At 67.8% G+C, this 22144-nt stretch carries 19 protein-coding genes; 11 read left to right on the forward strand and 8 right to left on the reverse strand.

Going from position 1 to position 22144, the window contains the following annotated elements; translation table 11 throughout:
- Positions 1-62 precede the first annotated feature (62 nt).
- Entirely contained in the window at positions 63-2177 is a 2115-nt protein-coding gene (locus IEX71_RS20105) for an acyltransferase family protein (protein ID WP_188838869.1), read from the reverse strand.
- A 244-nt stretch (positions 2178-2421) separates the two neighbouring features.
- Between IEX71_RS20105 and IEX71_RS20110 the strand changes: the two genes are divergently transcribed.
- Positions 2422-5052, forward strand: coding sequence for a CDP-glycerol glycerophosphotransferase family protein (locus IEX71_RS20110; protein ID WP_188838870.1), 2631 nt, complete (start codon positions 2422-2424; stop codon positions 5050-5052).
- Between the two features lie 18 nt (positions 5053-5070).
- Here IEX71_RS20110 and IEX71_RS20115 read toward each other — a convergent pair whose 3' ends face one another.
- Together IEX71_RS20115 and IEX71_RS20120 are read right to left on the reverse strand one after the other, a co-directional pair.
- On the reverse strand, positions 5071-6786 hold the full coding sequence (locus IEX71_RS20115) for a CDP-glycerol glycerophosphotransferase family protein (protein ID WP_188838871.1): 1716 nt from the start codon (positions 6784-6786) through the stop codon (positions 5071-5073).
- Positions 6787-6940: 154 nt separating this feature from the next.
- On the reverse strand, positions 6941-8344 hold the full coding sequence (locus IEX71_RS20120) for a bifunctional cytidylyltransferase/SDR family oxidoreductase (protein ID WP_188838872.1): 1404 nt from the start codon (positions 8342-8344) through the stop codon (positions 6941-6943).
- A 197-nt stretch (positions 8345-8541) separates the two neighbouring features.
- Between IEX71_RS20120 and IEX71_RS20125 the strand changes: the two genes are divergently transcribed.
- Positions 8542-9174, forward strand: coding sequence for a hypothetical protein (locus IEX71_RS20125; RefSeq protein WP_188838873.1), 633 nt, complete (start codon positions 8542-8544; stop codon positions 9172-9174).
- A gap of 104 nt (positions 9175-9278) precedes the next feature.
- Positions 9279-10784, forward strand: coding sequence for an aminopeptidase P family protein (locus IEX71_RS20130; protein ID WP_188838874.1), 1506 nt, complete (start codon positions 9279-9281; stop codon positions 10782-10784).
- A gap of 631 nt (positions 10785-11415) precedes the next feature.
- Here the strand turns inward: IEX71_RS20130 and IEX71_RS20135 are convergent.
- Positions 11416-12117 carry a L,D-transpeptidase family protein gene (locus tag IEX71_RS20135; RefSeq protein ID WP_188838875.1) on the reverse strand — a complete coding sequence of 234 codons (702 nt, stop codon included), beginning with the start codon at positions 12115-12117 and terminating at the stop codon, positions 11416-11418.
- 165 nt (positions 12118-12282) lie between these two features.
- Between IEX71_RS20135 and IEX71_RS22630 the strand changes: the two genes are divergently transcribed.
- From IEX71_RS22630 to IEX71_RS20150, 4 genes are all read left to right on the forward strand, one after another.
- On the forward strand, positions 12283-12750 hold the full coding sequence (locus IEX71_RS22630; protein ID WP_229749904.1) for a hypothetical protein: 468 nt from the start codon (positions 12283-12285) through the stop codon (positions 12748-12750).
- Positions 12751-12760: 10 nt separating this feature from the next.
- Positions 12761-14068, forward strand: coding sequence for a magnesium transporter MgtE N-terminal domain-containing protein (locus tag IEX71_RS20140; protein ID WP_229749905.1), 1308 nt, complete (start codon positions 12761-12763; stop codon positions 14066-14068).
- Positions 14068-14643 carry a DUF1003 domain-containing protein gene (locus IEX71_RS20145; RefSeq protein ID WP_188838877.1) on the forward strand — a complete coding sequence of 192 codons (576 nt, stop codon included), beginning with the start codon at positions 14068-14070 and terminating at the stop codon, positions 14641-14643. The genes IEX71_RS20140 and IEX71_RS20145 overlap by 1 nt, the downstream gene beginning before the upstream one ends.
- A gap of 119 nt (positions 14644-14762) precedes the next feature.
- Positions 14763-15896, forward strand: a complete 1134-nt coding sequence (locus tag IEX71_RS20150) for an Mrp/NBP35 family ATP-binding protein (protein WP_188838878.1) — start codon at positions 14763-14765, stop codon at positions 15894-15896.
- Positions 15897-16138: 242 nt separating this feature from the next.
- On the opposite strand, the gene IEX71_RS20155 is transcribed toward IEX71_RS20150, so the two are convergent.
- From IEX71_RS20155 to sigE, 3 genes are all read right to left on the reverse strand, one after another.
- Positions 16139-16516, reverse strand: a complete 378-nt coding sequence (locus tag IEX71_RS20155; protein ID WP_188838879.1) for a twin-arginine translocase TatA/TatE family subunit — start codon at positions 16514-16516, stop codon at positions 16139-16141.
- Positions 16517-16714: 198 nt separating this feature from the next.
- Entirely contained in the window at positions 16715-17329 is a 615-nt protein-coding gene (locus tag IEX71_RS20160) for a zf-HC2 domain-containing protein (RefSeq protein ID WP_229749926.1), read from the reverse strand.
- A complete protein-coding gene (gene sigE / locus IEX71_RS20165; RefSeq protein WP_229749906.1) occupies positions 17329-17964 on the reverse strand; it encodes an RNA polymerase sigma factor SigE in 636 nt (211 codons plus the stop codon). The genes IEX71_RS20160 and sigE overlap by 1 nt, the downstream gene beginning before the upstream one ends.
- A 234-nt stretch (positions 17965-18198) precedes the next feature.
- Between sigE and IEX71_RS20170 the strand changes: the two genes are divergently transcribed.
- Positions 18199-18831 (forward strand): O-methyltransferase, encoded by a 633-nt coding sequence (locus IEX71_RS20170; protein WP_188838881.1) that lies wholly within the window; start codon positions 18199-18201, stop codon positions 18829-18831.
- A 126-nt stretch (positions 18832-18957) separates the two neighbouring features.
- Here IEX71_RS20170 and IEX71_RS20175 read toward each other — a convergent pair whose 3' ends face one another.
- Positions 18958-19125: a DUF3117 domain-containing protein gene (locus IEX71_RS20175; RefSeq protein WP_188838882.1), complete on the reverse strand. Its 168-nt coding sequence runs from the start codon at positions 19123-19125 to the stop codon at positions 18958-18960.
- A gap of 228 nt (positions 19126-19353) precedes the next feature.
- On the opposite strand from IEX71_RS20175, the gene IEX71_RS20180 reads away from it, so the two are divergent.
- The 3 genes from IEX71_RS20180 to IEX71_RS20190 all read left to right on the forward strand — a co-directional run bounded on the left by IEX71_RS20180 (position 19354) and on the right by IEX71_RS20190 (position 22097).
- Positions 19354-20157: an enoyl-CoA hydratase-related protein gene (locus IEX71_RS20180; RefSeq protein WP_188838883.1), complete on the forward strand. Its 804-nt coding sequence runs from the start codon at positions 19354-19356 to the stop codon at positions 20155-20157.
- A 144-nt stretch (positions 20158-20301) separates the two neighbouring features.
- Positions 20302-20745, forward strand: coding sequence for an NfeD family protein (locus tag IEX71_RS20185; RefSeq protein WP_188838884.1), 444 nt, complete (start codon positions 20302-20304; stop codon positions 20743-20745).
- Positions 20733-22097 (forward strand): SPFH domain-containing protein, encoded by a 1365-nt coding sequence (locus tag IEX71_RS20190; RefSeq protein ID WP_188838885.1) that lies wholly within the window; start codon positions 20733-20735, stop codon positions 22095-22097. The genes IEX71_RS20185 and IEX71_RS20190 overlap by 13 nt, the downstream gene beginning before the upstream one ends.
- Positions 22098-22144 lie beyond the last annotated feature (47 nt).

Genomic DNA, 22144 nt, shown 5'->3' on the forward strand with positions numbered 1-22144 from the left:
GAACCAGAGGTGCCACGGCCCCGGCGGGACAGCCGGGGCCGTGGCACCTTGTCGTCTCCGGCTCAGGACACCCCGAGACCCAAGGCGTCCAGCTTCTGCTCGAGATAGGGAGTGAGCGTGCGGGCGTAGGTCGCGGTCATGTGCGAGGCGTCGAAGTAGACCGTGACACCGCCGATGACCGCGGGGCAGGTGGTCGCGGTGCAGAAGTACTTCGTCAAGTCGATGGTGTGCACGCCCTTCACACCGGCTGCGGCCGCCGTATAGGGGTAATACCACTTCCAGGACGACGGTGTGCCGGCACACTTGTCGTTCTCACCGGCGTGCTCCGCCAGACAGTCGGGGACGTTCTGCATGGTGTTGCCGGGGTAGGGCAGGTCGTGGATCAGCACGATGGGGGTTCCGTCGGCGGCCCACTTCTTCAGATAGGTGTGGAAGCCGGCTCGGGCCGCCTTCTCACTGGACGGCCAGTCGTTCTTGCCCTCCGCCTGCACGGACTCCCGGTTGGAGCTGATGATCAGGTCGTACTGCCCGTGCGCCGTCTGATCCAGCACCCATTTGCCGTACGCCTGGCAGTTGTCCGTCATCTCCTTGGTGTCGAACTTCTGCCGGGTGTCGCTCGGTGCGCACTGCGAGACCAGGTAGGTCGTGATCGACCAGTTGTTCTTCTTCGCCAGCTCGTTCAGCGCAGGCTGCCAGTGACCGGCGTGCGAGTTGCCGACCAGCGCAACCTTGATCGACCCGTTGCCGTAGTGGCACTTCGGGCGCTTGGTGAACGGCCGGTACGCCCAGCAGCCGTCCGCATAGGCGACCTCCTTGTCGTCCTTCGCGGCGTCCGGAGAAGGCACCGGGGTTGCCGCCGGGTCCTGCGGGCACGCACGGAAGCCCTTCGCCATGGATGCTGCACCGAAGCACGGGCCGGCATCGGAGATCGCGGCCTCGGCCGACCGCTGCTCAGCCTGGATGTGCACGTTGCCGGCCCACCACCAGCCACCGGCGGCCAGCGCCAGAGCCGCCATCGCGACCGCGCCGTACCGGTAGGTGTTGGCCAGCACCCGTGGCGTGCGCTTCTGACGGAACACATCCTCGACGTACTTCTTGAACAGCGCGGCCAGCACGACCGAGCCGACCAGGGCGGCGCAGCGGTCGAGGAGACCGAGGTGCCCGCTGACATAGGGCAGCAGCGCGATGACCGGCCAGTGCACCAGATAGAGCGAGTAGGAGATGTCACCGAGGAACTGCACCGGCCGCAGACCGAGCAGCTGCCCGAGGAGCGTGGTGTCCTTCGGGCTGCAGCCCAGCACGAGCGCCGTGCCGACCGTCGGCAACAGGGCGGAGTAGCCGGGGAACGGCATACTGCCGACATACATGAACCCGGTGATCAGGATCGCCGCAATGCCCAGCCAGCTCAGCGCGGTCCGGGCCCACAGCGGCAGCCGGCCGACGAACGTGACCGGGAGGATCGCGACCATGCCGCCGAGGGCGAGTTCCCACACCCGCGTCGGCGTCACGAAGTAGGCCCCGGACGGGTTGGTCGCGGTGTACCGGATCGAATAGACGAGGGACGCCACGAACACGGCGCCCAGCACCGTCATCAACCGGACCGTCGCCCTGGCGGTCGCCGACGACGAGGTCGCCTTCCGGTAGGCCCACCAGGTCGCGAACGCCATGAGGAACGGCCAGACGATGTAGAACTGCTCCTCCACCGACAACGACCAGTAGTGCTGCAGCGGACTCGGGGCGCTGTCCTCGGCAAGGTAGTTGACGCTGTTCCCGGCGAGGACCCAGTTCTCGACGTAGAAGATGCTGGCGATCGTCTCGCGGGCCGTGCCGATCCACATCGTCGACGGCGCGATCAATCGGGTCGCGACGCCGGTCGCCAGCAGGACGACCAGCGCGGCCGGCACCAGCCGGCGGATGCGCCGCGCCCAGAAGCCGGCGAAGTCGCGCCCGGAACGCGGCGGTGACTTCAACAGGACCGCGGTCATCAGGAATCCGGAGATGACGAAGAAGACGTCGACACCCGCGAATCCGCCGGTCAACCGGTTGGGCCAGACGTGGTAGATCACCACGAGCAGGACGGCAATGGTGCGCAGCCCTTGGATGTCCGGCCGGAAACCCCGCGCGCTTCCCACGGTGCCGGCTTCGGAAGCGTCCGGTCGGGCGGTAGTCGTCGTCACGGCCGTCAACAATAATGGCCGGCTACGGTCGAACGGTCCATCGGGAGCCTTCCGGTGTGTGATCAGTACCTCAACGGCCCTACTTCGCCGAGCTGACGGTCAGGCCACGACGCGGTCGCGATATTTCAACGGCGACGTGAACACGGGGTAGCCTGACCCGGCCTGCCAGTCACCGTGGACCGAGTGATCGGGGCCCGCCGAGACGGTCCGAGAAGACAAGACGATCCGAGAAAGTGAGACGTAGTTGAGCAAAGGACGCACGAAGTTCAGCGTCGTGGTGCCGATGTTCCGCACGGAGAAGTTCCTGGGCGAGTTGCTGCAGAGCTTCGACGCCCAACGCCGTGGCGACTACGAACTCGAATTCATCTTCGTCGACGACGGGTCGGACGACGCCTCGGCCGATGTGGCCCAGGCCTGGCTCGACCGGTCCGGCCGCGCGGGCCAGGTGATCCGCCAGGAGAACGGCGGCGTCTCCCGAGCCCGCAACCGCGGCATCGCGGCGGCGACCGGCACCTGGATAACCTTTCCCGACTCGGACGATCTGCTCAGCGACGGCTACTTCGCCGAAGCGGCCGCGGCCGTGCACGCGGCGACGTCCGACGTCGTCCTGCTCAGCGCGAACGTTTGGCGCTACGAGGAAGCCAGCGGCAAGCGCGCCGACGTACATCCGCTGCGACTGAAGTTCCGGGACGACGTCGGTGCGGTGGACCTCGCCGAGCGGCCCAGCTTCATCCAGACGCAGGCCGCCTCCGCGTTCTTCCGGCTGGACGTCATCCGCGAGCACGACATCGCGTTCGTCGAGGGTCTGCGGGTCGCCGAGGACGCGGTCTTCGCCTCCACCTACCTGCTGTCCGCGCCGACCACGATCGTGGTGCCGCTGCGCAAGTCGATCTACTACTACCGTCGCCGGGCGGACGCGACGTCGGCGGCCGACTCCTACAAGACCAACCCGGACTTCTACTTCGGACGGTTCGTCCGTGGCTACCTGCCGCTGCTGGAACTCGCCAAGTCCCACGGCGACATACCGCGGTGGCTGGAGAACATCATCCTCTACGACCTGAGCTGGTACTTCCCGCGGGAGATGAACAAGGACCGCAAGGCGACCCACCTCACCGATGCCGAGCGGGCCAAGGCGATCGAGCTGCTGCGGGCCGTGCTGCGCCAGCTCAAGGCTTCGACGATCGTCAACTACCGGCTTACGGCGATCTCCCCCGAGGTCCGCGCGCTGATGCTCACCCTCGGTGACAACCCACTCCCCGAGGTGGGGACCGTCCGCCTCGCCAAGAACGTCGCCGGGTCGTTCGAGATCTGCTACCTCTTCCGCGACGAGCTGCCGACCGAGCTCATCGAGAGCGACGGCAGCACCGTCACGCCGGTGACTGCCAAGACCCGCAAGCTCGACTACTTCGGCCAGGAACTGCTGCGCGAGCGCATCATCCGCCTACCCGAGCTCGCCGACATACGCATCAGCCTGGACGGCCGTTACCGGCCGCTGCAGTACGGCGGCTACTACCTCGGATCGTCCGAGGCCACCGCGGCGCGCGTGCGGTTGAGTGCGGCGGCCCCGCTCAAGACGACCGCGCTGTGGCGGCAGATGGCGATCCGCTGCGCGGCTGAGGTGGTCTGCTACACCAAGGCGCCGATCCCCGCGCCGACCGCGGTCAGCAAGGGCGCTGCGCTGCGCCGTCAGCGTTATCGCGCGTTCATCCGCAACCTCGCCAAGACACCACGGTTCGCCGACAAGTACCGCGACGCCTGGCTGGTCATGGACCGGGTGGCCTCCGGCCACGACAACGGCGAATACCTCTACGAACACCTGCGCACCGAGCGTCCCGACATCAACGCCTGGTTCGTGATCCAGAAGGGGACTCCCGAGTGGGATCGATTGAGCGGTCTGGGTTTTCGGCTGATCCCCTATCGCAGTGTCGAGCACAAGGTCGCGCTGCAGTGCGCCGCGGTGGTCGCCTCGTCCCAGCTGGACGTGGAGATCGTCGAGCCGACGCCGGCCGACTTCTACCGCCACAAGCGTCGCCCTTGGCGGTTCGTCTACCTGCAGCACGGCGTGCTGCAGCACAACCTGGCCCACTGGTTCAACGGCAAGGACATCGACCTGCTGACCACCGCGAGCGTCGACGAGCACGCATCGATCGTTGAGGACGGCGGCACCTACCGGCTGACAGCGGACAGCGTTGTCATGACCGGCTTCCCACGGCACGACGCCATCCTGAAGGCGGCCGAGGGGCACCCCTACGACCAGCGCTCGGTCGTTCTGGTCGCCCCGACGTGGCGTGACAGCCTCTTCCTGCCGAAGGCGTCCTTCGCGGCCCGGCGCAAGTTGCGGGACCCGTTCCTCGAGACCGACTACGGGCGCAACTGGATGGGCCTGTTGACGCATCCCGCGCTCAAGCAACTCGCCGACGAGGAGAACGCGGAGATCGTCTACCTGCCGCACCCGAACTTCCGCGGCAACACCCCCGAGGTCACCTACCCCGACCACGTGACGGTGATCGACTCCACCCCCGACATCCACGAGCTCATGGCGCGAGCCCGAGTGACCGTGACCGACTATTCGTCGATCTTCTTCGACGCGGCGTTGGCGGGATCACGCATCGTCTACTTCCAGTTCGACCAGGAGACGTTCCTCAACGGTTCGCACTCCTACCTGCCGGGCTACTGGGACTACGACGTGCACGGGTTCGGTCCGATCAGCACCCAACTGGACGACGCAGCGAAGCTGACCAACGAGGCCTACACCGCGCAGGGCGGGCAATGGCCACAGTTGTTCGCCGACCGCATCGCCCGCACCTTGCCGCTCGCCGACGGCAAGTCGGCCGACCGCATCACCGAGCTGATCGAGTCGAAGTTCAGGGTCTGACCAAAATCGCGGGGCAGGTCACTCGGTGATCGACGCCGAGATCCCCAGGTCCTCCCTGGCGCAGTCGACGAAACGCTGCGCCGGGCCACCGGGATGGTCCTCTCCCAGGTAGTAGGACTTCACAGCGTGTCGCTCGGTCGCCCGGGAATCACTGACCAGCAACTCGTCCAGCACCTCGTCGAGATCGTCCATCCCGTCCGCACCGGCCCGGAGCACGTAGGCCGCCCGGGCCATCGGGAAGCGCTGGACGAACGCGGTCGGCTCGCGGTGGACCGCGACCATCGCAAAGGGTTTTTCGGTCTGCAGGTAGTCGCTGACGACGCTCGACACGTCGGAGACCATCGCGTCGGAGGCGTTGAAGCAGTCGACGATGCTCATGTCACGCTCGACCTCCTCGCCATACAGATGCCGTCGGCCGGTCCGTTGTGCGTCGACAGCCAGTGCCTCGCGAACGGCCTGCGCCATGGCGGCAGTCCGTGCCGACCTGTTGGTGTAGGGGTGCGGCCGGAAGATGACCCGGCAGCCCCTCTCCGCCAGCCTGCCGACCAGCTCGGCGCCCCACGGCAACGATGAGTAGTCCGACTCCTGATAGAAGCCGGACCACGTCGGTGCGTAGAGCACGGTGGGTGGGTGATCCGCGGGATCGGCAGCTCCGATCTGCAGACCATCCAGTTGCGGCCGGCCGACCACGCGGAAGAAGTCCGGCTGCGTCGGCACGCCGTTCTGCTCGAAGCGATCGATGGCTGCCTGCCCGGCGACATAGTTGCGGTCGTAGATCCGCAGCACCGGGTTGCTGCTGGCGACCTTGTCACTGTCCCCGTGGTTGAGCTGGATGTGCAGCCGACTCGTGTGGTGGATCAGGTGGTTGTTGAGCAGGGCGGTGTTGACGTAGAAGACGGCCTTGAGGGAGGGCACCATGACCGCGTCGAGTTCCTTCATCTTCTCGCGCAGCACCAAGGGCCGGTCGGTCAGCGCCCGGATGTCGTCGAAGTTCTCCCGGGAGCGGACCACCACGACATACGGGGCACCGATGCGGTCGAGATAGGGCAGCCACATCGACACCTGGTATGCCGCCTGCTCCGGACCGGACCAGTGCAGCGCGAACAACGGCTGCAGCGCCGAAAGGGCCTCCGGCAACTGACGATTCGCTTCGCTGCGGGACCGAAGCCGGCGCAGCAGATCCAGCAGGGCGAGCACGCCGAGAACGGCCCAACCGAGCACAGCCACTTCGAAGACCCACAGCAGACCGGGGGCGACGGCTCCGGCGACGACCCCGATCCCGAGGGCCACCAGCGAGACGAGGACCAGGACGTCATACCCGAAACGCGGACCGGTGGTCACGGTGACGCCGGGGAGTCCGGCGACCGTCGGCACCAGTGCCTGGTCCAGCGGGGTGATCAGCAACCCGACGGACAGCAGCACCGCGGCAACCATCGCCGTCCAGCCGACGAGCCCGTCATACGAACCGTGCTGCAACGTCAGGACGACGACGGAAGCAGCGAGGAGCAGCCGCGCCGCGACACACGTGCCGACGGACTGCGCCGACCGCAAGCGGCCGGCCAGGCTGTCCCGCAACTGCCAGACGAGGAGGGCGATCAGCAGTCCCGCCAGAGTCAGGCTGAGCACCGCCGGGCCGTCGGCGGCCGCGACCGTCAGCACACCGAACGCGAGCAGTGCCGCAATGGCGGGCCAGACGTCGAATCGTCGTAGGTGTCGGTCTGCTGCTGTGAGCACCCGTAGCATCAGCGTCCCCGATCGCTCGCCTCGAGGCTTATTCTGTGTTGGCGTTGCGAGTCGCAAGCTCCCTGCAACGCCAACACAGTCCAAGCCTCCTGTGCTTGCTCTGAATAAAATTCCGCGTGCCGGTTGAATCCCCGTTGCCGGGAGGTCACGATCCCGTCGATGCCGCGCCCGGATCGGTCGACGCGGGCAGCTTGCGGCGCACGTCGATGACGGCACCGGTCAGCTCCGACGCCAGCACCGCCAGCGATGCCTCCGCCACCTGCTCGGCGGACAACAAGGTCCCTGGCGGCTCCTCGCCGAACGCGGCGAGCCGCATCGGTGTCGCTGCGCGCTCGGGGTTGATGACATTGACCTTGACGTTGTCGCCGGCCCACTCCTCCGACAGCGCCTGCGTCAGGTTGACCACGGCCGCCTTCGTCGACGAGTAGAGCGCGTAGTTCTCCCGGCCGCGCGTGTATGACGACGACGTGAAGTTGAGCAGGTGGCCGCCGGACTTCTTCAGGTAGGGGTATGCCGCTCGGGCGACGTTGACCGGCGCCATGTAGTTGACGTTGATCACCTTGGCGACCTCGTCAGGAGTGACGTCGGCCAGCCTGCCGATGTGCAGCACACCGGCGGTCAGCACCACCGCGTCGATCTGACCGTGCTCCTGCACGGTCTTCTCGAACGCCTGCGCGATCTCGTCCGGGTCCTCCACGTGCAGGCCCGTCGTCGAGCGTCCGTGCGCGACCACTTCGGCGCCGAGACCCCGCGCCAGCCGGTCGATCTCGGCTCCGATGCCGTAGCTGCCCCCCAGGACGACGATCGTCTTTCCCTGGAAGTGCTGCTTCAGGTCACCGTCCGGCAGCGGTGCTTCCTGCGTGCCCAGCTGGAAGAACTTGTCGACGATGTACATGTCGAGCGGGTAGGTGACCTTCATGTTGCGGTCGGAGCCCTGGATCGTCTTGGTCTTGACGTCGGGCAGGTACTTGATGACCACCCCACAGTCGTCGGTCGCGGAGAAGTAGGGGTCCTCCGCCGCGAGCTCGTATGCCGAGCGCAGCACCGACAGCTTGAAACCCTGCGGCGTCTGCCCGCGACGCAGGAAGCTGCGCTCGGGGATGTGTGTGATGATCTCGTCCTCGTCGACCGCGACGATGGTGTCGGCCGACGGGATGACCACGTCGACCGCGTTGTAGCTGTCCAACGCTGCGGCACAGTCCTTCAGGATCCGGCCGTCGACCAGCGGACGGACGGCGTCGTGCAGCAGGATCTTGGCCTCGTCCTCCTCGATCGCGGTGAGGACGCGCATGGTGGTCTCGTTGCGGGTGGACCCGCCTTCCAGGATCCGGGAGACCTTCGGGTACTTCTCCCCCAGGATCGTCGCGGTCTGCTCGGCCCAGCCAGGGGTGACCATCACGATCATCTCGTCGATGACCGGCGAATCGTGCAGCGCGGCGACGGTGTGCTCGAGAATCGTCTTGCCGGAGACCTTGACCATCTGCTTGGGGACACTGAGCCCCAGCCGTGCGCCAACGCCACCAGCCAGCACAACTCCATACGTCTTCACGCGGTACTCCCATTCATTGAGTCGGCAGCCGAAATTCGCCACACCCGGTCGGCGTCGTGTCCACCCGCCCTGGTCCCCTGCACCGGGTGGGCGCGAGTTTAACAAGGGGTGGACAGCAGGGGGACGGGCTCGTTCCTATCGTTCACCACGGCGCACCGTATCCAGCGTTCATGTGGCTGCCGTTTAGGATCTGGCGGATGACCGCATCGAACTCGCCTCGGATGTCGGCACGCCTGTCCACCGCCGGCGCGGCCGCCCTGGTGCTCACCGGCGTCGCCGCGTGCTCCAGCTCCGGCGGCACGACCCCGACGTCGAGCGCCCACGTGTCGGTCCCGACCACCGTGACGGCGGCACCGACGCCCACGCCGAGCACCTCGGCGCCGGACGGCAGCCTCACCAGCAGCGACAAGACGTTCTCCCTGGTGGCGCCGACGGGGTGGAAGAAGCTGACGGCGAAGCCCGCGACGCTCGCGCTCAAGGCGCCGAAGCCTCAGGACCAGGTGACGACGAACTTCAACGTCGTGGTGCAGAGTCCGCAGCCGGTGCCCGCGCTGGACGACGTGGTCACCCAGGCGGAGATCGCCTGGCGCCAGCAGGGCGTGCACATCAAGGACAAGCCGGACCGGACGATCGGCGGCCTGCCGGCGCGCGGCTACACCTTCGATCGCAAGGCGCAGGGCGCGGAGTTCACCCAGACCCAGTACTTCGTGGTGTTCCGCAGTCACGTCTACTCGATGACCATGACGAGCGCTTCGAGCTCCGAGGCGTCCGCAGGCGCGGACCAGGCGCTGAGTGCGATCTTCTCGACCTGGGCGTGGAAACAGCGCTGAACTCTATTCAGAATGAGCACAGGAGGCTTGGCTTTCCGACATCCCGCGGTGTCAGGGCGGTGCTCGCTCCCTCGTCCGGACCGTCGTCATGCGACGATGGCAGGGTGAGTGAGAAGCAGCAGAAGTCGCAGTCCCGCAGCCAGCCGTCGCCCGAGGCCTTCCGGAAGTTCATCAGCTCCGGTTGGACCCCGCGCGGCGACCACACCCCGGCGCGCGCGGACGTCGCCGACTACGCCGCAAAACGCCGCGAACAGGTGTCCGAAGCGTTCCCGGGCGAGCGCCTCGTCATACCCGCCGGTGGACTGAAGGTCCGCAGCAACGACACCGACTACATCTTCCGGCCGCACTCGGCGTTCGCGCACCTGACCGGTCTGGGCGCCGACCGTGAGCCCGACGCGGTGCTCGTGCTCGAGCCGCGCGACGGCGGGCACGAGGCGGTTCTCTACTTCCGCCCGCTGGCCGGTCGCGACACCGAGGAGTTCTTCGCCGACGCACGCTATGGCGAGTTCTGGGTCGGCAGCCGCCCGACGACCGAGGACATCGAGGCCGAGCTGGGTGTGACCGCCCGGCACATCGACGAGTTCATCGACGCGGTCGCCAAGGACGCCGGTGAAATCGGCGTGCGGGTCGTGCGCGACGCCGACGCCGAGGTCACCGCCACCGTCGACAAAGCACGGACCGCAGAGGCCGAGACCGAGTCGGCCGCCGAGCAGCGCGTCGAGGCCGACGCCGAGCTGGGGCGCCTGCTGTCGACGTTGCGTCTTGTCAAGGACGCGTGGGAGATCGAGCAGATGCGTCAGGCCGTCGACGCCACAGCCGAAGGCTTCGAGGCCGTCATCGCCGAGCTGGCCGAAGCCGTCCGCCGCGGCCGCGGCGAGCGCTGGGTCGAAGGCGTCTTCGGGCTGCACGCACGGCACAAGGGCAACGGCGTCGGTTACGAATCCATCTGTGCCGCAGGCGATCACGCCAACACGCTGCACTGGATCAAGAACACCGGCGACGTGCACGAGGACGACCTGGTGCTGCTCGACGCAGGCGTCGAGGTCGACTCGCTCTACACCGCGGACATCACCCGCACGCTCCCGGTCGACGGCACCTACAGCGACGCGCAGCGCAAGGTCTACGAAGCCGTGTATGCCGCCCAGCAGGCCGGCATCGCCGCAGTGAAGCCGGGCAACAAGTTCTCCGACATACACGACGCCGCAATTCGAGTGATCGCCGAGCACCTCTACGAGTGGGGCCTGCTGCCCGACGGCGTCGACGTCGACGCGACGCTCGACAAGGAGCAGGGCCAGTACCACCGCCGCTGGATGGTGCACGGCACCAGCCACCACCTCGGCATCGACGTGCACGACTGCGCGCTCGCCCTGCGTGAGGACTACATGGACGCCGAGCTGAAGCCCGGGATGATCCTCACGGTGGAGCCGGGCCTCTACTTCAAGGCCGACGACGAGCTGGTGCCGCAGGAGTTGCGCGGCAGCGGTGTGCGCATCGAGGACGACGTGCTGGTGACCGAGGAAGGCCACGAGGTCCTGTCCGCGAACATCCCCAGCAAGCTCGAGGACGTCGAGGCGTGGATCGCGCGAGTGCGGGATGGCGCCACGGCCTGACCCGAGCACATCCGGGCACTCGCCCCGGACATGACGAACGGCTGGTGCCGGCACTCCCCGATAGTGCCGGCACCAGCCGTTTCCTCCCCATGTGCTCCGAACCAGATGGACCGGAGCCGAGTCCCCGCTGTGCTGATACTGGATGGACGACGCGGCGACGCATTCCGTTGCGTCCGGTTCCAGGACGTGTCCCATTCGTTATCGAACCCGGAAACGCGCCCGTGTCAGAGCCTCAGTCCCGGACGCCATGACTTCACACGTGGCTGGGTTGTGGGTGGTCACGTCATCGTGTTGGTCAGCGGGCTGGATCTCGCGTCCGCCGGCGACCGGCGCCGATCAAGACGACGAAACGACAACCCGGCCATGGCGACAAGCCACGACAACCCACCGAACGACAACCGGACGCCGCGGAGACGACGACCGGGTCGGTCTGGGCGACGAGCGAGCTTGCGAGCCAGGTGACCGGCGCCGATCAGGACGACGAAACGACAACCCGGCCATGGCGACAGGCCACGACAACCCACCGAACGACAACCGGACGCCGCGGAGACGACGACCAGCCCGGAGCCGGCGCACCGCGAGCCTGCGAGCGGCAGCCGGCACCGGGCTGCGAGGAGTCGCAGCAGAAGACTCAGTACACGTAGACCTGGCGACCGTTGACGAGGTAGCCGGACCCGATGAGCTTGTCCTGCGCGGCCAGCGACAACCGGCAGCAACCGTGCGAGGCGTTGTAGGTCGGCACGCTCGTCGAACCGTGCACCGCGATGCCACCGTTGAAGTAGTAGGGCTTGTACATCGAGCCCAGTGCCCCGGTCTGCCAGCCGTTGACGTGGCTCCGGACGGTGAACTTCCCGCTCGGGGTGCGGCCGTCATACCAACGACCCCAGGCGTAGAACGGCTTGTTGGCGCCGGTGCTGGTGTTGAGCGTGTAGCGGACGGTGGATCCCCACACGACCAGCAACAACTGCCGGGACTTGTCGATCTCGATGCGGTGGCCGTAGCCGTAGCGCGCCGGTCGCCGGGTGTTGGACGCGACCCGGGTCCAGGTCAGCGGTCCGACGATGCCGTCGCGGACGAGGCTCCATGCCTTCTGCAGCGCGAAGACCGCTTGCTGGGTCTGCCCGCCGAAGACGCCGTCGGCTGCCCCGCACCAGTAGCCGACAGCATTGAGTCGCTGTTGCAGGTATGTGACGCTCGAACCGCGACTGCCGTACTGGACGGTGGGTCTGGTCGCGGCCTCCGCGCTGCCTGCTGTTGCCACCCCGACCACGGCGAGGGCGCCGACTGCCGCCGCCCCGCCGAGTGCCTGCCGACGTGCTATCGATGTATTCATTTCTTCCCCCAAATTCTGCGAGCCACCCGGTCGGGCAACTCCGTCGATCCCCCCTCGACGACTCCATCGTCGCCGCGGCTCATGGGGTATGACGTATTAATCCTCGATTCGGTTGTCCACCTGTCCAGCTCAATTTCCGGAAGGCCGTCGGGATACGCTCGCCGCATGTCGGAAGTGACCGCAGCACTGGCCAAATCGAAGGTCGCGTGGCTGCTCGTGCCACCCGATGTCACGGTCCCCTGTTGGTATGCCGCCACCGGCGAAACGGCATACGTCGTCGGCGGAGACGGCGAGCAGCCGCTACCGGAGCTGCCGACCGAGCTGCGAATCATCCTTCGCGACAAGGAGACTCGACGCGCGATCGGTCCGGTGCCCGCTCGTGCACGCCGCGTCGAGCCCGGCTCCGAGGATTGGGAGGCGGCCACGACGGCCCTGCTGGGCGCGCGGCAGAGCAACCCGGTCGAAGGAGTGCGCGAGCGCTGGGCGGCGCATTGCGCTGTCTGGTCGCTCGACCTCAGCATGCCGAGCGAGCCGGTTTCCGACCCCTCACAGCAACCGCAGGCAGCAGCCGACGAAAGCGGATCTGGCAGCCACGCCGATCCGGCGCCGCGCGCATCGGACACACCTGACTAACCTTTCGCAGGTGAGCAGCCGAGTTTTCGTGGCCCGGATCGCCGGACTCACCGTGCTGGACCCCCTGGGGGACCGTGTCGGGAGGGTCCGGGACGTCGTCATGACCTTCGGCGGCTCCGAGCCTCGGGCGATCGGCCTGGTCACCGAAGTGCCCGGCAAGCGTCGCGTCTTCGTGCCGATGACCCGCGTCACCAGTGTCGACGCCGGAGCGGTCATCACCACCGGCCTGGTCAACATGCGTCGCTTCGAGCAACGCGCCGGCGAAACCCTTGTGTTGGCGGAGCTTTTCGACCGCAGAGTGCAGGTTCGCGACGGCGATGAGACGTTCATCGGCCTGGTCGAGGACATCGCGATCGAGCAGAACCTGCGCCGCGACTGGGTCCTGGCCAAGGTCTTCGTCCGGCACGTCGACGGCGTCTCGTCCGCGTCGAAGGCGATGTCACGTCTGACGCGCCGGCGCAGCGGCAAGACGATGCTGGTCGACGCGCACGACGTGACCGGCCTGCACCAGCAGGCGAGCGCGCAGAGCGCGGAGCGCCTCCTGGAGGAGTACGAAGACCTGCGGGTCGCCGACCTCGCCGAGGTGATCCACGACCTCAACCCCAAGCGGCGGGCCGAGGTCGCCGCCGCGATGGACGACCACAAGCTGGCCGATGTCCTCGAGGAACTGCCCGAGGACGACCAGATCGAGATCATCGCCGGCCTCGACACCGAGCGTGCCGCCGACGTCCTCGAGGCGATGGAGCCCGACGACGCAGCGGACCTGCTGTCCGATCTCCCCTCGGAGCAGGCCGAGCAGCTGTTGCAGTTGATGGAGCCGGACGAGGCGGCGCCGTTGCGCCGGTTGCTGTCGTATGACGAGAACACTGCCGGCGGACTGATGACCACCGAGCCGGTCGTGCTCGGCCCGGAGGCCACGATCGCCGAGGCACTGGCCGTCGTACGCCGGGAGGAGCTGGCTCCCGCCCTCGCGTCCGCCGTCTTCGTCAGCCGCCCACCGCTGGAGACGCCGACGGGGAGATTCATCGGGCTGGTGCACACCCAGAAGTTGCTCCGCGAGCCGCCGCAGACCGCTGTCGGCACGATCGTGGACAAGACCATCGAGCCGGTCGGCGTCGACGCTCCTCTGGGTGAGGTGACCCGGCAGCTCGCGACATACAACCTGGTGAGCATGCCGGTGGTGGACGAGGCCGGGCGATTGCTGGGCGCCGTCACCGTTGACGACGTTCTCGACCACATCCTGCCCGACGACTGGCGCGAGGCACGGCACGATCCGCGGCCCTCCGACGCTCCGGCGACCGACGAGGAGGTCGTCTGATGGCGGACCGCGACGAGGAGCGTCGCGGTCGTCGGCGCCGCCGCGAGTCCGCGCGCCTGGACCAGCCGCGTGAGGCGGAACGTCGATGGTTGCCACGGCCCAGCTTCGACAAGGAGACCTTCGGTGTTCTGAGCGAGGCGTTCGCGCGGTGGATGGGCACCGCGCAGTTCCTCGTGCTGATGACGGTCTTCGTGGGTGTCTGGCTGGCTTGGAACACCTTCCTGCCGCCGAGCGCGCAGTTCGACCCGCGAGCGCAGAACTACACACTGTTGACCCTGATCCTCAGCCTGCAGGCGTCGTATGCCGCGCCGCTGATCCTGCTCGCGCAGAACCGGCAGGACGACCGGGACCGGGTGGCGATCGAGTCCGACCGTGCCCGCGACGAGCGCAATCTGGCCGACACCGAGTTCCTCACCCGCGAGGTGGCGTCGCTGCGACTGGCCACTCGTGACACGGCCACGCGTGACTTCGTCCGTTCCGAGCTGCGGTCGCTGCTGGAGGAGATGGAAGAACGCGGTTTCCTGCGCCACCCGGATCAACCGGACGACGACGGCGACGAAGCGGCGCGGGCATAGCTCGGCGCTCCGCTCCGACGACCGTCGGGCCATCGGGACGGCAACAGCACCCTATGGCCCCGGTCACACCGGCTGACCTGCCCAGTGGGTGTCGCTGACCGGCTCCTACCATGGAAGACATGCCCACCCCTTCGCTGGACGCCATTCGCGCTGCACTGGCCGATGTGCAGGATCCCGAGATCCATCGGCCCATCACCGAGCTCAACATGGTCGAGTCGGTCGACATCGCCGACGACGGCAAAGTCACCGTCACCATCCTGTTGACCATCGCCGGCTGTCCGATGAAGACGCGCCTGCAGACCGACACCACCGCGGCCGTCAGCAAGGTCGAGGGCGTCACGTCCGTCGACGTGCGCCTCGGCGTCATGTCCGACGAGCAGCGTGCCGCGCTGAAGGACCACCTGCGTGGTGGCCAGGCCGACAAGGAGATCCCCTTCGCCAAGCCCGGCTCGCTGACCCGCGTCTACGCGGTCGCCTCCGGCAAGGGTGGTGTCGGCAAGTCGTCCGTCACCGTCAATCTTGCTGCCGCACTTGCGGATTCGGGTCTGAGCGTCGGTGTCGTGGACGCCGATATCTACGGTTTCTCGGTGCCGCGCATGCTGGGTGTCGAGAACCGCCCGACCCAGGTCGACGACATGATCCTGCCGCCGGACAGCCACGGCGTGAAGGTCATCTCGATCGGCATGTTCGTGCCCGGCAACCAGCCCGTCGTATGGCGCGGCCCGATGCTGCACCGCGCCCTCCAGCAGTTCCTGGCCGACGTCTTCTGGGGCGACCTGGACGTGCTCCTGCTCGACCTGCCGCCCGGCACCGGCGACATCGCCATCTCGGTCGCCCAGCTGATCCCGAACGCCGAGATCCTGGTCGTGACCACCCCGCAGCAGGCTGCCGCCGAGGTTGCCGAGCGGGCCGGGGCGATCGCGTTGCAGACCAAGCAGCGGGTTGCCGGCGTCATCGAGAACATGTCCTGGATGGAATTGCCTGACGGCAGCCGTCAGGAGATCTTCGGCAGCGGCGGCGGCCAGCAGGTTGCCGAGTCGCTGACCCGGTCGATCGGCGCACCGGTCGAGCTCCTGGGTCAGATCCCGCTCGACGTGACTCTGCGCGAGGGCTCCGACAACGGCACCCCGGTCGTGCTCGAGCACCCGGACTCCCCGGCCGCGGTCGCCCTGCGTGGCATCGCCAAGGGCCTCGGCACCCGCTCGCGCGGTCTCGCCGGCCGCTCACTCGGCCTCACCCCCGCCGGCCGCTGAGGCCGCACGTGCCAAGGGTCCAGAACCGGCAACCGTCGCCGGTTATGAACGCCCCCCGCGGCCAATCCCCATTCACAAGTAGCAACCGTCGCCGGTTAGGCACGCGGCGGCCCTGTTCAGGAGCGGCACCGACAGGCCGACGGCCGCGGAGACGACGATCGACGAAATGCTGTTGGGCCTGAGCGAACTTGTTCGCCCAGGCCCAACAGCATTTCGTCGGGAGGAGTCGGAGGAGGAAGGAGTCAGGTCGCGTCGACGTCGAAGGGGGTCGCGCGGTCGGGGTCGAACTTGTGCGGGTCGTATGACGGTCCGGCCGCGAACTGCGGGGTGTCATCACCCGCGTCGAACTCGTCCTCGTCTTCTGGGTCGGGGTCCAGCAGCGCGTCGCGCACGATCTTGCGGGGGTCGTACTGCCGCGGGTCGTAGGCCCGCCAGTTGATGTCCTCGAACTCCGGGCCCATCTGGTCCTTCAACTGCGACTTCGCACCCTCGGCCATGTCGCGCGCCTGCCGGATGTAGCCACGCAGCTTGCCGACATACTCCGGCAGCCGGTCGGGACCGATCAGGGCAGCGGCGAGCGCGATGAGGATCAAGAACTCCCACCCGCTGATGCCAAACATGTCGCGTCGGTCCCTTTCACATCGAAGTTTAATCCCAACGGGCACGCGAAGCTCGAGTTGCACCGGCGGCGTCGAGGAGTCCGCGACTCGCACACCGATGCCGATCGAGCGTCGCTGAAGCCACGACCGCCTGATTGTCGCACCCGCCGGGTGGCCGGGTAGTGGCGACCGGCAGATCGATGCTGCCGGTGCCGGTGCTCAGGGAGTCTGCTGCGCCGCGACCAGCGCGAACATCGGCATGTCGTGCGTCAGCGTGCCGCTGACCTTGTCGCGACGTTGGGCGACTTCGGTCGTCTGGGGCGCCGGGAGATTGCGGACCAGCGCAGCCCGGTCCGGCGATTCCTGGTGCGGGTTCTCGGGACCACGAGCGACGCCGGTGGCGGTCGATGCGACCAGTGCGACGCCGACACAGCCGGCCACGGCGACGAGGGCGAACGCCATCGACTTGCGGGCCGACTGGTATTGCGGCGGTGCGCTACACGTGACGACGGCGGGCGCCGGGCGTGGTGCGGCGGCGGGCCGCTGGGGTGTCATGGCTGCCGCACCGAGCGGGCGTGCGGGTTCGGTCGACGCCAGCGACAAGAGCCCGGCCATCAACTGCTGATGTCCGCCGGAGTCGAAGCTGACCGAACGCAGCTGGGCAAGGATCGCGCGCTCCTGCTGCACGGCATAGCGGCAGTGCTCGCACACCGTCAGGTGCACGTCGGCACGGTATTCCTCCTCCGCCGGAAGCAGCCCGTCGACATAGTCGGCGATCCGGTCACCGAGGTGCTCGTGCTGTGCGCGAGCGAACTGGTCGCGCGCGAAGAGCATCACTGCGTGGCTCCCGCGGTCGACAACGTCGGCACGCCGATGCGGCGACGAGCCGCGGGACGGTTCTCCGGTGCGCGGTGCGCCAGCGCCTCACGCAACTGGGCGCGACCACGGTGGATCCGGGACCGCACGGTGCCCAGCTTGATGCCGAGCGTGGCGGCGATCTCCTCGTAGGACAGACCCTCGATGTCGCACAGCACGACGGCCGCCCGGAAGTCCGGTGCCAGCGCGTCGAGCGCGCGTTGTACGTCGTCGTCGAAGTGCGCGTCGGCGTAGACCTGCTCCGGGCTGCCTTCCCGGCTCGGCAGCCTGGCCGCGGCATCATCGGCGAGGGCATCGAACCGGATGCGCTGCTTACGACGCATCTTGTCGAGGAAGACATTGGTGGTGATGCGGTGCAACCAGCCCTCGAACGTGCCCGGCCGGTAGGAGTGCAAAGAACGGAAGACGCGCACGAACACGTCGTGCGTCAGGTCCTCCGCATCGTGCACGTTGCCGGTGAGTCGATAGGCCAGGCGGTAGACGCGCGCCGAGTGTTCGGTGACGATCTCCTCCCAGGTCGGCGGCTCCCACCCGGGCGGCGCCACATCGGGCACCTCGGTCTTCACTGCACCCCGCAGCAGTTGATCGGTCATCGCTTCGCGTTCCATCTCATCTGTCGTCGACCCTGAGGCTTACTGACTTCCTACTTCTCACGGAAGATTCTTCCGCATCAACCTGTGGCTCTGCTGTGGCATCTCTGTCAGGCAGGACAGCCGACTAGGTCCCTACATCGCTCAACGAACGCCGGCGCGGTTTCGTTACCGACGCGCGTCAGATCGTCGCTCCCGGTTCGGCGACAGGGCGCCATACGCACTAGGTTCGTGGGCATGTCATCACAGCGTGCGGCCAGCTGGGGGTATGCCGAGGAGTTCGTGCCCGAGCCCGAAGTCGTCGAGCGAGCCCGGGTGCGTGGGGAACAACTCGGATGTACGCCGATCGGCGCGGGCACCGGTCCCGCGCTGCGGCTGCTGACCGCGGCGACCCGCGCCAAGGCGGTCGTCGAGATAGGCACCGGCGCCGGCTCGTCAGGGCTGTGGCTGCTCGCCGGCATGCCCGCGGACGGCGTGCTGACCACGATCGACATCAAGGCCGAGCACCAGAGCGCCGCGCGACGTGCGTATGCCGACGCCGGCATCCCGCCGGCCCGCACCCGGATCATCACCGGAGACGCACTGCAGGTGACCCAGCGACTGGCCGACGGCAGCTACGACCTGGTCTTCGTCGACGCGCACAAGCCGGACTATCCCGCTTACGTCGAGGCGGCCGGGCGCCTGCTGCGCGCCGGCGGGCTGCTGTTGATCGACAACATGCTGTGGCACGACCGGGTCGCCGATCCGGCGGTGCGCGACGAGACCACGGTCGGGCTGCGCAACCTCGGGAAGCAGCTGCGCGACGACCCCGACTGGACGACCACGCTGTTGCCCGTCGGCGACGGCCTGTTCGCCGCCGTCAAGGCGTAATGTCCGGGGTGGCGGCTCCGCCCGCTCCGGGAAGCAACGGGTCGAACTCGGCTTCGTAACCGATACACAAAGACGGTCGCTCACCACTGTTGTGGTGAGCGACCGTCTTCATTGCGCTGATCCTGATCAGCCGATGCAGCCCTTGATGGCGTCACCGAGTGCTTCTGCCTCCTCGGCGTTCATCTCGACAACCAAGCGGCCACCGCCCTCGAGCGGCATGCGCAGGAGAATGCTGCGGCCTTCCTTGGTCACCTCGAGAGGCCCGTCTCCGGTCCTCGGCTTCATTGCCGCCATCGGCTTCCCCTTCCGTCCGCGTGGCTCAAATCCTCGGGCGCACCAATGCCACGCGGTGGTTTCGGCGCCGGGGATCCGGCGGGTGCGACCAACAGTCCTGCGCATTATTTCAGTTTCCGCGCCGCGGAGGGAAATCCTCGTGCCCGGATACGCTGCAGGCCTGCCCGCCGGCACGTCGCCCAGCGGCTGCCGCCAGTCCCCCGACCACCGTCAAGGAGCATCCTGCGCATGACCGATTCCACTGCGTCCGCACCCGTCGTCACCGAGCGTTCCGGCGGTGTCACCACCGTCCGGCTGAACCGGCCGGACGCGATGAACTCACTCGACATCGCCACCAAGGAGGCGCTGCTCGCGACGTTGCAGGACGTGGCAACCGATGAGTCGGTGCGCTGCGTGGTGCTCACCGGGACCGGCCGGGCGTTCTGCGTCGGACAGGACTTGAAGGAGCACGTCGGCCTCCTGGCGGAGGGCTCCGACGCGCTCTTCACCACGGTGCCCGAGCACTACAACCCGATCGTCACGCTGCTCTCGACGATGGACAAGCCGGTCGTCGCGGCGGTCAACGGTGTGGCGGCAGGTGCGGGCGCGGCGTTCGCCTTCGCCGCGGACGTGCGGATCCTGGCCGACTCGGCCGGCTTCAACCTGGCCTTCACCGGCATCGCGCTGTCGAGTGACTCGGGATCGTCCTTCTGGTTGCCGCGGCTGGTCGGTGTCGCCAAGGCGAAAGAACTCCTGCTGATGCCGCGGACGGTGCCGGCGGACGAGGCATTGGAACTCGGACTCGCAACCCAGGTGGTTCCCGCGGACGAGTTCGCCGGCGCGGTCGACGAACTCGCCATCCGCCTGGCGGCCGGCCCCACCAAGGCGTACGGCGCCATCCGGCGCGCGGTGGAGTTCTCCGCGACGCACACGCTGGCCGAGTCACTGGCCCACGAGGCGGAGTTGATGACGACCACCGGCCGCACGGAGGACCACCGCGCCGCGGTCGACGCGTTCCTCGCGAAGGAGAAGCCCACCTTCGAGGGTCGCTGACAGCCATTCCGAGCGCCGGCCCTCCGGCGAACCACTCGCTACTGTCGCCACTTCCTCGCCCGCGGGCCAAGTGCTGCCGTTACGAACCGGCAACCTTGTGACGGCGGTCACTCGCGCTCCCGGCATACGTGAAAGACTTGCGTCATGGCAGCGCTGATCTGGTTCGCGGGAGGCGTGTTGCTGGCGGCCGCGGAAGCGCTCAGCGGTGACTTCGTCCTGCTGATGCTGGGCGGCGGCGCTCTTGCCGCCGCGCTGGCTTCCTTCCTTGGCGCGCCGTTGTGGCTGGCGACCATCGTCTTCGCGGTGGTGTCGGTCGGCCTGGTGTTCGGCATACGACCGGTGATAAAGCGCCACCTGCTGAGTTCGCCGACGGTCCCGACCGGCATCGAGGCGCTGCGAGGACAGGAAGCGACGGTGCTGGCCGCGTTCGGCAACGACGGCGGCCGGGTGCGCATCGGCGGCGACGTCTGGACGGCGCGGCCGGCCGACGAGAACGACACGTTCCGCAGTGGCGAGAGCGTGATCGTCCAAGACATCGACGGCGCCACAGCCGTCGTGAAACGGGGAGATGACTCATGGCAGTCCTGATAGTTGTCGCAGTGATAGTGATCCTGGTGATCGCTGTAGTCGCGAAGTCGGTGGCGCTGATACCGCAGGCGGAGGCCGCGGTCATCGAGCGACTCGGTCGATACACCAAGACGGTGTCCGGGCAGTTGGCGCTGCTGGTGCCGTTCATCGACCGAGTGCGCGCCCGGGTCGACCTGCGTGAGCGGGTCGTCTCGTTCCCGCCGCAGCCGGTGATCACCGAGGACAACCTGACGGTCAACATCGACACCGTCGTCTACTTCCAGGTGACCGAGCCGCGCGCCGCGGTCTACGAGATCAACGACTACATCGTCGGTGTCGAGCAGCTGACCACCACGACCCTGCGCAACGTCGTCGGTGGTATGACACTGGAGGAGACCCTGACCTCCCGCGAGACCATCAACGCGCAGCTGCGCGGGGTGCTGGACGAGGCGACCGGCCGCTGGGGACTGCGCGTCGCCCGGGTCGAGCTGAAGTCGATCTTCCCGCCGCCGTCGATCCAGGAGTCGATGGAGAAGCAGATGAAGGCCGACCGCGAGAAGCGCGCGACCATCCTGGCGGCCGAGGGCCACCGGGAGGCGGCGATCAAGTCGGCCGAAGGTGACAAGCAGAGCCAGATTCTGGCAGCCGAGGGTGCCAAGCAGGCGTCGATCCTCTCCGCGGAGGGTGAGCGCAAGTCGCAGGTGCTGCGCGCCGAGGGTGAGCGCGCCGCCAAGTACTTGCACGCGCAGGGTGAGGCCAAGGCGATCGAGAAGACCTTCAACGCGATCAAGTCCAGCAACCCGACGCCGGAGCTGCTGGCCTACGAATACCTGCGGATGCTGCCGGAGATGGCCAAGGGCGAGGCGAGCAAGGTCTGGGTCGTGCCCAGCGACTTCGGGTCGGCGTTGCAGGGCTTCGCCAAGTCTTTCGGCGCACAGGGCGACGACGGCACCTTCCGCTACGAAGCTCCCGCCCCCGAGGAGCGTGCCCCGGTCGAGGACGAGGACGTCGCCGACTGGTTCAAGCTGGAGCGCGACCCGGTGGTCGCGCAGGCGGTCGCCGACGCAGAGGCGGTCGCACGCACGACCACGGACATGGATGACGTTCGGGCACCGCGGACCAGCCGCGCCAACCGACCCTCCGCGCCGGCAACGACGTCCGAGCCGGAAGACGACGCGGAGCCGGCGCCCGACGTGCGGGCCACGCAGGCCCAGCCGCAGATTCCCGGCTCGAGCGAGCACCAACAGCTCTCCGGCCCGCCGCCGGGTTACCCGCCGCAGGGAGTGCAGTTGCCCGGCCACCAGCCCCAGGCCGCGCCGCAGCCACCGCCACCCGGTCAGCCGGGTCCGGAGCAGAACGGCCCGCAGCAGTAGGCAGACACCACCTCCGCCGAGTGGCTCACTAAATAGTCGAGAGGCTC

It is taken from the genome of Flexivirga endophytica (assembly GCF_014640635.1).
GTDB classification, from domain to species: domain Bacteria; phylum Actinomycetota; class Actinomycetes; order Actinomycetales; family Dermatophilaceae; genus Flexivirga; species Flexivirga endophytica.